At 63.3% G+C, this 15080-nt stretch carries 12 protein-coding genes; 2 read left to right on the forward strand and 10 right to left on the reverse strand.

What is annotated here, in order from left to right; all coding sequences use genetic code 11:
• Positions 1–76 precede the first annotated feature (76 nt).
• Positions 77–304: a hypothetical protein gene (locus tag H0O22_RS03540; RefSeq protein WP_185187642.1), complete on the forward strand. Its 228-nt coding sequence runs from the start codon at positions 77–79 to the stop codon at positions 302–304.
• A 1-nt stretch (position 305) separates the two neighbouring features.
• Here the strand turns inward: H0O22_RS03540 and H0O22_RS03545 are convergent, their stop codons facing one another.
• Genes H0O22_RS03545 through H0O22_RS03555 form a run of 3 tightly spaced genes read right to left on the reverse strand, consistent with a single transcriptional unit; the run spans position 306 to position 5138 of the window.
• On the reverse strand, positions 306–581 hold the full coding sequence (locus H0O22_RS03545; protein WP_185187643.1) for a DUF4090 family protein: 276 nt from the start codon (positions 579–581) through the stop codon (positions 306–308).
• 26 nt (positions 582–607) lie between these two features.
• A complete protein-coding gene (metH, locus tag H0O22_RS03550) occupies positions 608–4213 on the reverse strand; it encodes a methionine synthase (RefSeq protein ID WP_185187644.1) in 3606 nt (1201 codons plus the stop codon).
• Positions 4214–4220: 7 nt separating this feature from the next.
• Positions 4221–5138 carry a branched-chain amino acid transaminase gene (locus H0O22_RS03555; RefSeq protein WP_185188277.1) on the reverse strand — a complete coding sequence of 306 codons (918 nt, stop codon included), beginning with the start codon at positions 5136–5138 and terminating at the stop codon, positions 4221–4223.
• Positions 5139–5224: 86 nt separating this feature from the next.
• Between H0O22_RS03555 and cobN the strand changes: the two genes are divergently transcribed.
• A complete protein-coding gene (gene cobN, locus H0O22_RS03560) occupies positions 5225–8914 on the forward strand; it encodes a cobaltochelatase subunit CobN (protein ID WP_185187645.1) in 3690 nt (1229 codons plus the stop codon).
• On the opposite strand, the gene H0O22_RS03565 is transcribed toward cobN, so the two are convergent.
• The 7 genes from H0O22_RS03565 to H0O22_RS03595 are packed head-to-tail and all read right to left on the reverse strand — an operon-like array spanning position 8911 to position 15076.
• Positions 8911–9441: a hypothetical protein gene (locus H0O22_RS03565; protein ID WP_185187646.1), complete on the reverse strand. Its 531-nt coding sequence runs from the start codon at positions 9439–9441 to the stop codon at positions 8911–8913. The two genes, cobN and H0O22_RS03565, sit on opposite strands and share 4 nt — an antisense overlap.
• A gap of 27 nt (positions 9442–9468) precedes the next feature.
• Positions 9469–10125, reverse strand: coding sequence for a PHP domain-containing protein (locus H0O22_RS03570; protein WP_185187647.1), 657 nt, complete (start codon positions 10123–10125; stop codon positions 9469–9471).
• 8 nt (positions 10126–10133) lie between these two features.
• Entirely contained in the window at positions 10134–10718 is a 585-nt protein-coding gene (gene hemJ / locus H0O22_RS03575) for a protoporphyrinogen oxidase HemJ (RefSeq protein WP_370521503.1), read from the reverse strand.
• Positions 10719–10747: 29 nt separating this feature from the next.
• Positions 10748–12271: a cryptochrome/photolyase family protein gene (locus H0O22_RS03580; protein WP_185187649.1), complete on the reverse strand. Its 1524-nt coding sequence runs from the start codon at positions 12269–12271 to the stop codon at positions 10748–10750.
• A complete protein-coding gene (locus H0O22_RS03585) occupies positions 12268–12564 on the reverse strand; it encodes a hypothetical protein (protein ID WP_370521474.1) in 297 nt (98 codons plus the stop codon). The genes H0O22_RS03580 and H0O22_RS03585 overlap by 4 nt, the downstream gene beginning before the upstream one ends.
• Positions 12561–14597, reverse strand: coding sequence for an excinuclease ABC subunit UvrC (uvrC, locus tag H0O22_RS03590; protein ID WP_185187650.1), 2037 nt, complete (start codon positions 14595–14597; stop codon positions 12561–12563). The genes H0O22_RS03585 and uvrC overlap by 4 nt, the downstream gene beginning before the upstream one ends.
• Positions 14594–15076: a flavin reductase family protein gene (locus tag H0O22_RS03595; protein ID WP_185187651.1), complete on the reverse strand. Its 483-nt coding sequence runs from the start codon at positions 15074–15076 to the stop codon at positions 14594–14596. Before H0O22_RS03595 ends, uvrC begins: the two co-directional genes overlap by 4 nt.
• Between the last annotated feature and the right edge of the window lie 4 nt (positions 15077–15080).

Genomic DNA, 15080 nt, shown 5'->3' on the forward strand with positions numbered 1-15080 from the left:
AGTGGCACAAAACCGCCTGGGAGGTTGACGGGATTGGGGGGGTAGGCGTTAAAGGTCATTCAGCCAACCCCCCTACATGAGCTGGGACTTCACCGAAGACGGAGCCTTCCTGGCCCTCTGCGATGCCTTCAAGGAGAGCGGCGAGAGCTCTGCCATTGAGTTCTTGGCCAACGGAGAAGGAGCATTCCACTTCCAGGAATTGGCTCAGAATGCGGCTGGTGAAGGTGTCGATCTGTCGGACTCCTCTGATCTGGAATCGTTCCAGCAAGAGGTGATCGACACCATGGAAAACCTTTGCGGCTGATTCAGCTGCCGTAGAAGAACGCCACTTCCTTGTCCTTCAGACCCTCCCAACCGGCTGCCTTGAGGCGAGCATCGAGGGTCTCCTGGTCGAAATGCTTGGACCCGGTCTTCACGACACGGTTCCTCATTGATTTTTTGACACCGCTGCGGGCCCTCTGGCTCTCCAGGTCCATCACCTCGGTGTAGAGGCTGAGCATCTCCTGGGGGATCGGGCTGCCATCGAGATCGATGCCTGAGGCGATCGCAGCATCAACGCCGCCAGGTCCAGCAATGGCCATGGGTCAGGGGGGGGAGGCCCTTGACCCTAAGCGGAGAAATAACGGGCCTGGCTGTGGAGGGCCACCAGCGCTGTGGTGCTCTGCTCGGGCTCCAATTGGTCGCTCTCGTCCATGCTCAGACCAATCCGCTCACTACCAAGCCAGCGCAGCTGCTGCCGAGAATCGGGAACGTTCGGACAGGCCGGATAGCCAAAGGAGTAGCGGCTGCCGCGGTAGCGCTGGGCCAGGACATCCCGTAGGGGCATGTCTGCTGGATCGGGATAGCCCAATTCGCGGCGGATCCGGGAGTGGACCCACTCCGCCAGGGCCTCGGCCATTTGAACGCCCAGGCCATGGAAGTAGAGGTAATCGCTGTATTGATCGCCCTTGAACAGGTCTTGGGCGAAGGCAGTCGCCTGCTCACCCATGGTTACCGCCTGCATGGGCAGCACATCCGATGCACCACTGACGGCATCGCGGTAGAAGTCAGCAATGCAGTAGCGGTTGCCCGAGCGTTGCCGCGGCAGATCAAACCGCCCCAGCTCGCTCTGCGGTTGCTCCGGGTCAAACACGACCAGCGCATTGCCCTCGCGCCCGCACGGGTAGTAGCCGTAGGCCACTCGAGGGGTGAGCAGGCCTTCATCGATGCAGCGTTGCTTCCAATGGGCGAGGACGGGCTCCGCCTTCTCGGCCAGCATCGCTTCGTAGTCCTCGCGGGACTGCCCTTGGGCCTTGCGCAACTGCCACTGGCCGGCGAAGAGGGCATTGCGATCGAGGAATCCGAAGACCTCCTCAATGTCGATCGCGTCTTCGAGCAGCACCTGACTACCCCAGAAGGGGGGAGTGATTGCAGCCTCCTCCGGCACGCTCTCGGAGCGGTCCGTCGAGACAGCGACGGCTGCTGGCTGTGCGTCGGCGGGCGCTGCGGTCTCGTCCGTGTCAGCACGCTCGTCCGTGTTAACCGCCTCGAGTCCGAGCCCGTCGGGGATCGCTCCGAGGAACCCCTTAGCGTTATCCCACTGCTCTTCAGCCTTGGCCGTCACCAGGGCATCCATGAAGCGCAGGTCAACGAAGGCGTCGCGCCCGTAAATGACCTGGCCGTTGTAGACCTCGCGGCAGTCCTTGTTCACGAACCGGGGGGTGAGGGCAGCCCCGCCCAGGATCACGGGGACATTGATCCCGGCCTCGTTGAAGGCGGCGAGGTTGTCCTTCATGAAGGCTGTTGATTTCACCAACAGTCCGCTCATGGCAATGCAATCGGCCTGGTGTTCTTGCTGCGCCTCGATGATGGCTTCAACGGGTTGTTTGATCCCCAGGTTGATCACCTCATAGCCGTTGTTCGTGAGGATGATGTCGACCAGGTTCTTGCCGATGTCATGCACATCGCCTTTGACCGTGGCAATCAGGAACTTGGCCTTGGCGGAGCTCTCACCCTCCACCTTGTCCATCAGGGGCTCGAGGAAAGCCACGGCGGATTTCATCGTCTCGGCGCTTTGCAGGACGAAGGGCAGCTGCATTTGCCCTGAGCCAAAGAGCTCACCGACCACCTTCATCCCATCCAGCAGGAAGGTGTTGATGATCTGGAGCGGTTTGTAGCTCTCAAGGGCAATCTTGAGCGCGTCTTCCAAGCCAATGCGCTCACCATCAATGATGTGTTGCTTCAGGCGTTCCTCAATAGGGAGATCAGCCAAGGACGGTCCGGAAGCCCGTGCCTCCTTCGTGGAGACGCCTTCGAACAACGTGGTGAGTTCGGTAAGGGGGTCATAGACACAGACCCCGTTGTCAAAACGCCGGCGATCGTGAATGAGGTCGCGGCAAACCTGCTGGTGCTCCTCGCTGATCTTGATCAGCGGCAGGATCTTGGCGGGGCTGACGATCGCCGCATCCATGCCTGCCTCACAGCAGTCATGGAGAAAAACGGAGTTGAGCACGATCCGCGCCGCTGGGGATAGGCCAAAGCTCACGTTGCTGACGCCCAGCACCACATGAACACCCGGAAGGTTCTCGCGGATCATGCGAATCGCATTCAGCGTCGCCAGTCCGTTTTCCCGGTCTTCTTCGATGCCCGTTGAGATGGGGAGTGCCAGGGGGTCGTAGAAGATCTCGTGGGCCGGGATGCCGAATTCCAGGGCATCGCGGTAGGCCCGTTGCGCGATCGCGAATTTGCGTTCCGCGGTGCGGGCCATACCCTCCTCATCAATGGTCCCGACGACGACACCAGCGCCGTAATCGCGCGCCAGTTCGAGCACCTTGAAGAAGCGCTCGTCGCCGTCCTCGTAGTTGGTGGAGTTGAGGATGCATTTGCCGCCAGCCACCTTGAGGCCGGCCTCCATCTTTTGCCACTCCGTGGAGTCCAGCATCAGGGGGAGGTTGACGTTGGTCACCAGACGGCTGACCAACGCGTGCATATCCGCCTCGCCATCGCGGCCGACGTAGTCGACGTTGACGTCAAGAACATGAGCGTTCTCCTTCACCTGGCCGCGGGCTACGGAGACCAGACCGTCCCAGTCTTCTTCCGCGAGCAACTCACGAACTTTCTTCGAGCCACTGGCGTTCAGGCGTTCGCCAATGATCAAGAAGGAGTTGTCCTGCAGGTAGGGGGTGACTCCGTAGATCGAGCTGGCTGAGGGCTCGTACTGCAGGGCCGGGCGTGGGGCTTCAGGGTCTGGCTCCATACCACCGCGCACCGTGCGCTGGGCTGGCTTGAGTTCCGAGGAAAGCTCAGCCAGGGAGGCGATGTGTGCTGGCGTGGTTCCGCAGCAGCCGCCAATCACCTGCACCCCCAGATCTTCCACGAAGTGCATCAGCTGCATCTTCATTTCGGTCGGGGTCAGCCGGTAGTGGGCGACGCCGCCGATGTTTTCCGGTAGACCCGCGTTCGGGATGCAGCTCACCACGAAAGGGCTGTGGGCTGAGAGGTAGCGGACGTGCTCCTTCATCTGCTCGGGGCCCGTCGCGCAGTTCAGGCCGAGCACATCGATCGGGAATGGCTCCAGAATCGAGACCACCGCCGCGATGTCTGAACCCACCAACATCGTGCCGGTGGTTTCCATGGTCACGCTGACCATCAAGGGCCTGCGCTGACCGGTTGCCGTGAAGGCCTGCTCAATTCCCTGCAACGCCGCCTTGATTTGCAGGACGTCCTGGCAGGTTTCGACGATGAAGAGGTCCACGTCTCCGGCGATCAGGCCCTCGGCCTGTTCGGCGAAGGAATCGCGCATTTCGTCGAAGCTGATGTGCCCCAACGTGGGCAGCTTCGTCGTCGGGCCCATGGATCCCGCCACGAACCGGGGCTTCTCCGGCGTCGAGTAGGCGGCGGCCATTTCGCGTGCCAGCTCCGCTGCCCGCTTGTTCAGCTCAAAGGTCTTGTCCTGGATGTCGTACTCGGCCAGGACCGTGGAGGTCGCGCCAAAGGTGTCGGTCTCAATGACATCGCATCCGGCTTCAAGAAACTGACGATGCACGGCCTGCACGGCATCCGGCCGGGTGAAGACCAGGTTCTCGTTGCACCCTTCGAGGGCCAAGCCGCCGAAATCGTCGGCGGTCAGATCCATCTGCTGCAACGAAGTTCCCGTTGCACCGTCGAACACCAACACAGGCCGCTCCGGGCTGTGCAAACGCTCCAGGAAGCCAATGCGTTGGGTGGCGAGCATCAGTCGATCAACCGTCAAGGCGCACGCGGCTGACCCAGTGCTCATAGGCGGGGTCACGCCCTTCGGTAATCGTCGTGAGGCGCTCACGGATGGCATTCATCACGGGGCGCTCGGCACTGAGTTCTGTGGTTTCCACGCGACGGATGGGCGTGACCTTGGCTGCGGTGCCGCTCAGGAAGACTTCGTCGGCGATGAACAACTCGCTCTTGTCGACGGGCCGCTCCAAGGTGGGGATGCCCATGGCCTTGGCCAGCTCCAGCACGCTCGAGCGGGTGATGCCCTCAAGGATGTCCTGGTCAACACCAGGGGTGATCAGGACACCGTCACGGACCAGGAACAGGTTCATGCCACTGGCCTCGCTCACCTTGCCGCGGCTGTTCAGGAGCAGGGCTTCATCAAAGCCACTCTTGACGGCCTCAGTCTTGGCCAGGGAGCTCGTGATGTAGGCGCCGCTGATCTTGCCGCGCAGGGGCAACGAGCGATCCTCCTGACGGGTCCAGGAGCTGATCCGGCAGCTCACACCCTCCGGGGAGAGGTAGTCACCGAGCTCAAGCCCGTAGATCAGAAAATCGGTCTCGATGTTGTGCAGACGGGGGGCAATCCCCAGATCACTCGTATAAACAAACGGACGGAGATAGACCGGACAGGTCGGCTTATTGGTACGCAGGAAGGCGTGGATCGCTGAGTGAATGGTCTCTTCGCTGAGCTCCGTCAGCAGCAGACGGGCGCTCTGGCTGAGACGGCGGGCGTGGCGGTCAGCCCGGAACAGCAGGATCTCGTTCGCATCCGCAGGATTGGGGATCGCCCGCATCCCGCCAAACGCACCGGTGCCGTAGTGCAGCGCATGGGTCGCGACCGAGAGGGTGGCCTCCGCGAAAGGCACACACTTGCCACCGAACCAGGCGTAGGGCAGGAACTGATGCATGGGGTCGGTGGGGGCGGCCACAGCTGCAGACGATCTTCTCACTGCCCGGTGCCCTAGCGCGAGTGCTGACCCAGCAAGATGGTTCGATGCACCGTCTTGCGGCTGTCCCCGGTAGCCACAGCCCTGAGGACGGGGTCGTCTATGTCGAACAGCCAGGTGCCGACCTGGTGGTTCTCTCAAGCGCGGACACCGACCTCGCGGCGTTGGCCGCAACGCTGGACCGGGAGAGCTTCCCGGCTGGTCAGGGCCGTCAGCTCCAGGGCCTGAACCTGGCGAGCCTCCAACACCCCGCGGTGCTGGATCACTACATCAGCACCAGCTTGAGCGGCACACGATTGGTGTTGATCCGTCTGCTCGGCGGCCGAGGCCATTGGAGTTACGGACTGGAGCAGTTCCGGCTCTGGGCCGAAACCGCATCGGACCGCCACCTGGTGGTGATGGCCGGTACCGCCGATGAAGACGAGGCGTTGGCCTCCCTCAGCACCGTCCCGGCACCCGTGGCTGTCGCCTGCAGCCAATGCCTGAGAGAAGGGGGCACCGACAACTGGCTGAGGGTGCTCAAGAGCCTCGGCTCATTCCTCGACAACGGCGAGGTTGTTCTTCCTGCAGCCCAGGCCGTTGAAGACCCCAAGGCCCATGACTGGCAAGGGGATTCCGGCCCACGGGTGGGCGTGATCCTGTATCGCGCGCTTCTGCAATCGGGCGACCTGGCGCTGGCGGAGGCCCTGCTCTCCGCGCTCAGGGCCCGGGGCTTAGCCCCGCGGGCGTTGTGGGTCAGCAGCCTGCGGGACCCGGTGGTGCAGCGGGGTGTGCTGGATCTCCTCCAACGGGAAGCGGTGGACGCCGTGGTCTGCACCACCTCGTTTGCTTCGGTCCAATCCGCGGAGGCTGGATTGGGGGCGCCCCTCTGGGAAGAGCTCGGTGTACCGGTCTTTCAGGTCCTGTGCAGCACCCAGTCCGCTGCGGCCTGGCAGGCCAGTCCGGTGGGGTTGGCCTCCCTCGATCTGACTCTGCAAATCGCGATGCCGGAGCTGGACGGCCGCATCACGACGCGGGTTGGGGCCTTCAAAGAGCTCGAGCAGGCCGACGCGCGTCTCGCCACCGGACTGCATCGCTATGTGCCAGCACCGGAGCGTCTCGCCTGGGTCGCCGAACTGGTTCGGCGTTGGTGTGACCTGCGGGTGACTCCCCCACAGAACCGGCGTCTGGCGCTCGTGCTGGCGAATTACCCCACCCGCAACGCCCGTCTTGCCAATGGCGTCGGACTCGACACCCCAGCCAGTGCCGCGGCGATGCTCGGGTGGTTACAGGACGCTGGCTACAGCCTCGGGGCTGAGATCCCCGGCGATGGCGACGCGCTGATTGCAGCCTTGCTCGCCGGCCGAACCAATGATCCAGAAAGCAGCCACCTCAAGGCCGCGGACCATCTGCCCCTGCAGGCCTATTTGGATTGGTATGGCGCGCTACCCAGTGCCGCCCGCCAGAGCCTCGAGGCCCAGTGGGGGGAACCGCAGCAGGACCCGTCCCTCGAGCCCCATGGATTTCCAATCCATGGACTGCGTTTCGGCAACGCGGTCGTGATGATCCAGCCGTCACGCGGCTACGAGAGGGATCCCAGCCTGAGCTACCACTCTCCAGATCTGGCTCCGACGCACCAGTACCTCGCGCATTACCTCTGGCTTGCCCAAGCCGCTCGGGTGCAGGTGGTGTGCCACGTGGGGAAGCACGGCAACCTCGAATGGCTGCCCGGGAAGGGGCTTGGACTCTCCGGCAGCTGCTTCCCAGAGTTGGCCCTGGGGCCCATGCCCCACCTCTATCCCTTCATCGTGAACGACCCAGGTGAAGGCTCCCAGGCCAAGCGGCGTGCCCAAGCGGTGATCCTCGATCACCTCACCCCACCTCTCGGTCGAGCGGGACTGCATGGGGACCTTCGAGAGCTGGAGGCGCTGATCGATGAGTACTGGGAAGCGGTGCAACTCGGGAGTGCCCGCAGTGAGGGGCTCCGGGCAGAGATCCTTCAACAGCTCAGTGCTTCGGAACTCGAGGGGGTCCTGGCGACCGGCGAGGGGGATGACCCGTTGGATGCGGCCGATGGCTATCTCTGTGAGCTCAAGGAAGCGCAGATCCGCACGGGATTGCATCGCTTTGGCTCCTTGCCTGCCCTCGATGCCCGTGCGGAATTACTGGCCTGCCTGGCGCGCCCTCCCCAGCAGAACGGCCTCGGCCTGACCCAGGCCTTGGCGCGCGATACGCAACTGGGCTTGGACCCCTGGGCTGATCCGGAAGAACAGCCGCTTGAGCCAACTGATCGAGACCGCCTGATCACCCTGGGGCTGGAGCAACCCCGCCGCTGCGGCGATGCCGTCGAGTGGCTGGAGCAACAGGTGCTTGATCTCTGCCAGGCCCTGTTGTCGGGGGCCACTGCATTCCCGGCGACGGGCCCGCAAACCTACGCGGTGCTCCACCGTCTTCAGCGGGAGTTGGTGCCGAACCTGCTGCGCTGCGGAGAGGCCGAACAGACCTCTTTCCTGCGGGGCATGGCCGGGCAGCGCATCGCCGCCGGTCCCTCGGGCGCCCCAACGCGAGGGCGCCCGGACCTTCTGCCAACGGGCCGCAATTTCTACAGCGTGGATTTGCGCGGTCTGCCAACGGAAGCCGCCTGGGACCTCGGCCGCCGCAGTGCGGAGTTGCTGGTGGAGCACCACCTCATGGAGGAGGGTGAACCCCTACGCCACCTCGCGCTTTCGGTCTGGGGCACCAGCACGATGCGCAATGGCGGGGAAGACATCGCCCAGTGCCTCGCGCTGATGGGTGTCAGACCGATCTGGGATGGGCCCAGCCGCCGACTCGTGGACATCGAATTGATTCCACTGGCTGCCTTGGGCCGCCCCAGGGTGGATGTGACCCTTCGAATCTCCGGCTTGTTCCGTGACGCCTTCCCCCAACTGGTGGGTTGGGTCAACCAGGCGACCGCCCTCGTTGCTGCAGCCGAGGAAGACGCCGATGGCAATCCCCTCGCTGAGGCCGCCAGACGTGATGGCCATGCCTGGCGCGTGTATGGCTCAGCACCGGGTGCCTATGGAGCGGGTCTTCAAGGGTTGATCGATAGCGGCGACTGGGAGAACCGGGATGACCTGGCTGAGGCCTACTTGAACTGGGGCAGCTGGCGTTACGAAGGGGATGGCGCTGGGCCCCTGCGCATCGCGGCCGATCGGGGCGGGTTTGAGCGGCGGCTGGGTTCGGTCCAGGTGGTGCTCCAGAACCAGGACAACCGCGAGCACGATCTGCTGGATTCCGACGATTACTACCAATTCCAGGGCGGGCTGAGTGCCGCGGTGGAGTCCGTGCGCGGAACCGCTCCGGCGGTCTGGTTCGCGGACCATTCCCGCCACCAACGTCCGCGGGTTCACCGACTCGAGAAGGAATTCGACAAGGTGCTGCGCTCTCGCGTGCTCAACCCCCGCTGGATCGAGGGGATGCAACAGCACGGCTACAAGGGTGGCTTTGAAATGGCCGCCAGCCTCGACTACCTGTTTGCCTACGACGCCAGTACGGGGCGGGTGCCGGATTGGAGTTACGGCTCAATCGCTGAGCAGTGGCTGGAGTCCAAAGAGGTTCTGGACTTCCTCAAGACGCACAATCCCTGGGCGCTGCGGGACATGGCGGAGCGGCTGCTGGAGGCGCACAACCGCGGTCTTTGGAGTGGGGCACAAAAAAACCAGCTCGCGCACCTGCGTGAGCTGGTCCTGGACGCTGAAGCGTTGATCGAGGGTTAGAGGTCCTTGACCCAGCCCTTGAAGGCGCCAATGTCACCGGGCTTCGACTGCGCGGTATCGGCGGGCTTGGGCTGCTGAGCAGCGGCCTCGGCTTGTTGCTCCTGCTCAGCCTTAATGGCAGCAGGGCCGCCGGGAACATTCACGCCGAAGGATGAACCGCGCTTGCGTTCATCCAACTCGGCCATGGTCATCGGCTCACAGAACGTCTTCTTGACGGTCTTGGGGATGCCACCGGTGAGGTCGGTCTGCACTTCAGCAGGCTTGGGATCGCCGAGACCCTCGGACTTGACGACGCGACGGGCCTCCATCGAAGCGACCTCATCGATGATTTCCTTGCTGCCGGGGCTGTCCACAGTCCCGGGGAAGGTGCGCCGGATCGTGTTCGATTGGCGCATGAAATCAACGTTCCCCATGCTGCTGGAGGCGTCAGCATCAAGGAAGAACGCCTCTTCTTTTTTCGCAGCTTCCCGCTTGGTCACAGGAGACTGCGGCTTGTCACTGCCCAGCAGACGATCAAACAGGCCCATCGCAAGGGATCACGATCTCCAGAAACCCTAGCGGCCACAAAGCTCTAAGCCGTGGGTATCGGTGCCGCAACTTCGCAGAAGTGCGTGTTTTTCAAGCAAGCCCACGATCGAATCGCAAACCAGGGGCGTCGGGCGCCACTGCACTTGCATCTCGTAGTCATAGAACGCTTCCGCCCCATCGAACCCCAAGTCCGCGGCCGCAGGGATCAGCCGTTGAAAGGGGAGGCGATAGCGCGCTGGATGCGCCAGCAGCGCCAACCCGCCTGCGGCATGGATTCTGCGGCGGGCCTCAGCGGCAGCGAGGACTTCCCCGACTGCCGCTTGCCCTTGGCGGTAGGGATCCAGGGCGGTGTGGTCCAGCTCAAAGCCGAGGGCCAGCACATGCACCAGGCAGCCCTCCAGCAGGCAGCTGATCTCCATCCCAGTCCAGAGCCGCGGAGGCGAAGACCCCGCCTCGGCTTGCTGCTCAAACCAGCGTTGGATCGGCAGGAAAGCCGCCGTGCTGTGGTGATCGGTCACCGCCAAATGCTCCAGGCCGATCGCGAGGGCCTGTTCAGCCAACGCTTCCGGTCGAAGACTCCCATCACTGCTGGTGGTGTGGCAGTGAAAGTTGATCCGCCCCGGACAACAGGTGGGGGTGACGGTTTCCAGAACCGCGACCAGGGGATGGTGTCTGTCCGTCATGGCCGGACCTACGCCGCTGCGGCTTCCTTCTCGGCCCGTAGCCGCCTCCAGCGGGCATAAAACTGAATCGACGCAGCCATAAAGACCACCAACGCCACGATGAACCAGGTGGCAGCTCCCGTCGGGAACTGGTTCTTGAAGACCACCAGCATCACGACGATCACCAGCAGCAGCGTTGGCAGCTCATTGAGTGCCCGCAGTTGTTTTGGACTCCAGCCGCAGGTCCCCTGCTGCAGCTGACCCATCAGGCGGTAACAGAAAAAGTGATAAGCCAGCAGGGCCAGGACGAAGGCCAACTTGGCGTGCATCCAGCCCTGCTGAAGCCAGGCGGGATTGGCGATCAAGAGACCAACGGCCATGGAGACCGCCACGACCATTCCCGGCGTCGTGATGATGTTGGCGAGGCGCTTCTCCATCAAGCCGTACTGGGCTTGGAAGGCATCCTTGAGGGTCGGCTCGAGCTCTTCGGCTTCCCGGTGATAGATGAACAGCCGCACCAGATAAAACAGGCCAGCGAACCAAACCACCACCCCGACGATGTGCAGGGTCTTGAACCAGAGGTAGGCCTCAGGGGGAAGAGCCGCCAGGGTGATCACAGGCCGAAGCCGAACTGGGCAACAAGTTAGTTGGACCCAGCAGCCGCCAACGCCCGATGGTTCGCCGCGGAGCTGCGAATCGCGGCCAGCTCCTCCTCAGGCAGCTTGCTGAGCTGCTTCATCACCAGGCCCATGCGGTGATTGCGCTTGAGCTCGGGTTCGTGGCGGGCCAGAAAGTCCCAATAGAGGCTGTTGAAGGGGCAAGCCTTCGGGCCGGTGCGTTGCTTGACGTCATAGGAGCACCCCTTGCAGTAGTTGCTCATCCGTTTGATGTAGTTGCCGCTGGCGGCGTAGGGCTTGCTGGCGAGGCGCCCCCCATCCGCGAAGACGCCCATCCCCAGGACGTTGGTGAGCATCACCCAGTCGTAGCCATCGATGAACATCCGGTGGAACCAGGCCGTCAGGGCCTGGGGATCCAGCCCCGCCAACAGGCCGTAGTTCGCCAGCACCATCAAGCGTTGAATGTGGTGGGCGTAGCCAGTGGCCTTGATTTCGCCAAAGACCGTGTCCAAGCAGCGCAGGCCACTGCCTCCCAACGCCTCAAACCAACTCGGCAACGGTGCGTTGGCCTCGAAATGGTTGACCGAGGCGTAGTCCTCACCGAACCAGTGATACAAGCCGTGGGTGTATTCCCGCCAACCGAGGATTTGGCGAATCACACCCTCGAGGCCGGCCAAGGGCACCTGTTGGGCCAGCCCCTCCGTTTCGAGGCGCTGGATGACCTCCAGAGGATGGAGCAAACCCAGATTCAGGTACGGAGACAGCAGGGCATGCCAAAGGGTGGGTTCGCCGCTCACCATCGCGTCCTGGAACGGTCCAAATCCAGGCAGACGCGTTGCGATGAAGTGATCCAAGACCGCTAGGGCCTGCTCCCGAGTCACTGCCCAGCGAAACGGCTCCGGGCTACCGGGCAAACCATGGCGCTCCTGAAGGGCGCTCACCTTCTCGATCACGGCCGCCGTTGTCGCATCGGGCTCAAACCACAGCGGCTCCGGCCCCGAGAGTCCCTTGGTGGGGGGCTTGCGGTTCTCCTGGTCGTAATTCCACTGACCGCCGAGGGGCTCACCGTCCTCATCCAGGAGCACACCAAAGCGTTTGCGCCCCTCCCGATAGAAGAGCTCCATGCGCAGCTGCTTGTACGGCGTCGCCCAGGCGGCAAACGCTTCACGGCTCCAGAGGAACGCATTGTTCGCGATCCAGTGAACGGGCAGTGGCAATGGCAGCCGCTCGATCGCAGCGCGGAAGCCGCGATCCACAGGCTCCATAACGTGCAGTTCCTGGATGCCGTGTTGTTCGACCCACTCCCCTAAGGCGCTGCTGAAGCGCTCGGTTTGCAGGTAATCCACCGTCCAGCCCTGGGCCCGGAGATCAGCGGCGAAGTGCCGCATCGCACTCCACACCAGCACAAGCTTTTGCGCGTGATAGGCGCGTCGTTCGATAACGGAGCTGCTCTCCAGGAGCAGGACGCGAGCTGTGGTGGGGTCGGCGCCGGCCAACGCCGCCTGCTGGAGATTCAGTTGATCTCCGAGAACCCAGATGCCGATGGTCATGCCGGCTCACCGGCCAGACGGCAGGCCTTGCTCGCCACGGCTCGGGCATAACCGCGTTCGACCAACCCAGCGGCCGGGGACAACTGGCCATTGCGGCAATCGATCACGACGCGTTCGCGATGGCCCCGTTGGTCACTGATCCGCATCCGCAGCTGGAAGTGATGCTTGGCACTCCGGCTGATTTCATCGGCGCAAATCGGCCCAATGCATAGGCCCGGAGCCGCCAAAGCCCCCGCGGGAAGGGCGAGCAGCAGGACGCTGATCGAAGCCAAGATCCAGCACAGCGGCTTCAACCAGCCAGCTCCAAAGGCCTCTCATTCTCGGACTCCAGCGCCTCCGCCTGCGGACCAGGGGCCGCATCAGGATGGAAATGATCCCAAATCACCTTCGCCAAGCCGGGCCCCATCCCCGGCGCGGCTGCGAGGGCCTCCGGGCTCGCCAGCTGGATCGCGTCAATCGAGCGAAAATGAGCCAAGAGTTCCTTGATCCGCTTGGGACCGAGGCCTGGAATGTCGGACAAGCGTGAACGTTTCATCCGCTCACCGCGCTGCTGACGGTGGAAGCTCACCGCAAACCGGTGGGCCTCGTCGCGCAGACGGCGCAAGAGCTGAACCCCAAGCTGCTCGGGTTCACTGTCCAGGGGCTCCTTCACGCCGGGGATAAAGACCTCCTCGCGCTGCTTCGCCAGGGAACACACGACGAGCTCCTCATCGAGATTGAGTTCGCGCAGGGCCTCCATCACGGCCGACAGCTGTCCCTTGCCACCGTCGATCATCACGACATCGGGCCAATCGTTCAGCCCGCCAGTGTGCAGAGCTGATCCGGCGGATCGGCGCAGCTCCTTCAGGTCCGCACCAGCCGCTTTGGCCTGGGCCCAACGCCGGAAGCGTCGGCGCATGATTTCCGCCATCGCCATGAAGTCATCGGAGTGGCCCGCGCGGATCGAGCTGCTCTGGATCTTGTATTTGCGGTAGTGCTGCTTGGCGGGCAGGCCATCGATAAACACCACCTGAGAGGCGACCGCGTCGCTGCCCTGGATGTGACTGATGTCGTAGCCCTCGATTCGCCTCGGGAGGGTCGTCAACTCGAGCAGTTGGGCCAGGTCCTCCGTGGCCAACAGGTTCTGTTCGCTGGCCCGGCGGGCCCGTTCCAGTTCGTAGTTGGCATTGCGCTCGACCAACTCGATCAAGTCCGCCTTTTGAGCCCGCTGGGGAACAGCGAGGCGCACCTTGCGACCGCGCAATTCGGAGAGCCAGTCCTCGATGAGCTGCTGCTGTGGCAAGGGCTCCTGGAGCAACAGCTCGGGGGGAATCTCGACACCCTCCACCTGGCTGTAGTGCTCTTCGATCACCGTTTGCAGGATCCGCCCCGTCGCAGCCCGACGGTCTGCTGATGGGGGCAGGTCTCCGCCAGCGCCTTCCTCGGCTGGAGGCATGCCAATGGCATCCGCCGTGAAACCAAGGCGGCCGACCAGTTTTCCGGCACGCATCTGGAAGAGCTGAACGGCCGCCACCCGGTCATCCGCCGCCAACGCCAAGACATCCCGGGACACCGAGCTGTCCCCGAGGCTCATTTTTTGGTCGGCCGTGAGGGTGTCGATGCCCTGGAGCTGGTCACGAACGCGGGCCGCGCTCTCGAAGTCGAGGCGCTCGGCGTAGCGCTCCATCTGCTCGTGCAGGAGCGCGAGCAGTTCCTCGTTGCGCCCCTGGAAGACCATGGCCACCTGCCGAAGGGTTTGGTGGTAGTCCTCGGAACTGATCTTTTCTTGGCAGACGCCCGGACAGCGGCCGATGTCGTAGTTCAGGCAGGTGCGGTCGCGATGGAGCGGTTGGGGGCGCTGCCGCAAGGGGAAGACGCGTTTTACGAGGCCCAGAGTTCGGCGCAGGAGCCCCACATCGACATAGGGACCGTAGAAGCGATCGAGTGGGGAGCGAAATCGCCGCCGCCGGGTGATGAAGATCCGCGGGTAGGCCTCACTCCAGGTGATGCACAAATAGGGATATTTCTTGTCGTCCTTTAGCAGCACATTGAAGTGCGGCTGATGGTTCTTGATCAGGTTGGCCTCCAGGGCCAACGCCTCCGCCTCGCTGTCGGTGACGATGAACTCGATCTCGCAGACCTGGCGCACCATCAGGGCGATGCGTGGGGAATGGCCATGGCCACTCCCGCTCTGGAAGTAGCTGCGGACCCGGTTGCGCAGCACCTTGGCTTTACCGATGTAGAGGATTCGGTCCTCCGCATCGCGCATCAAGTAGCAGCCCGGCTCAGTGGGGACCTCCTTGAGGCGGGCCTTGAGCCGAGGCGGGTCCTGCAGCAGTGCCTTCAACCGCCGTACTGCCAGCCAGTGGTGCTGAGTTCGAGCGCAGCAGCATCGCGATGGAGAACGGCGCTCTTCACCTCGCCGACAAAGACGGTGTGATCACCGTGGGCCACCTGACCGACAAGTTCACACTCGACACCGCCCAGGGAGTCATTGAGGATCGGCAGTCCAAGTTCGCCCAGGCTGAAGGGTGCGGCATCAAAGCGGCCACCAACGCCTTTTTGCGGCTTGAAAAAGACGGCGGCCAGATCCTTCTGATCCGCCGCCAGGACGTTCAATGAGAAGCGCTTCGTGCGCTGAATCATCCCGTTGCTGGTGCTGTCGGCACGGACCGCCATGACCACGAGGGGCGGCTCGAAGGAGCCCTGGGTAACCCAGCTGGCGGTGAAGCCGTTGACCTCGTCCCCTTCGGCCACGCCGCAGATGAACACCCCATGGGGAATCTTGCGCAGCAAGGTCTTCTTGGCGTCTGCGTTCAGTGCCATGGTT

This window comes from Synechococcus sp. LTW-R (genome assembly GCF_014217875.1).
GTDB lineage: Bacteria > Cyanobacteriota > Cyanobacteriia > PCC-6307 > Cyanobiaceae > Vulcanococcus.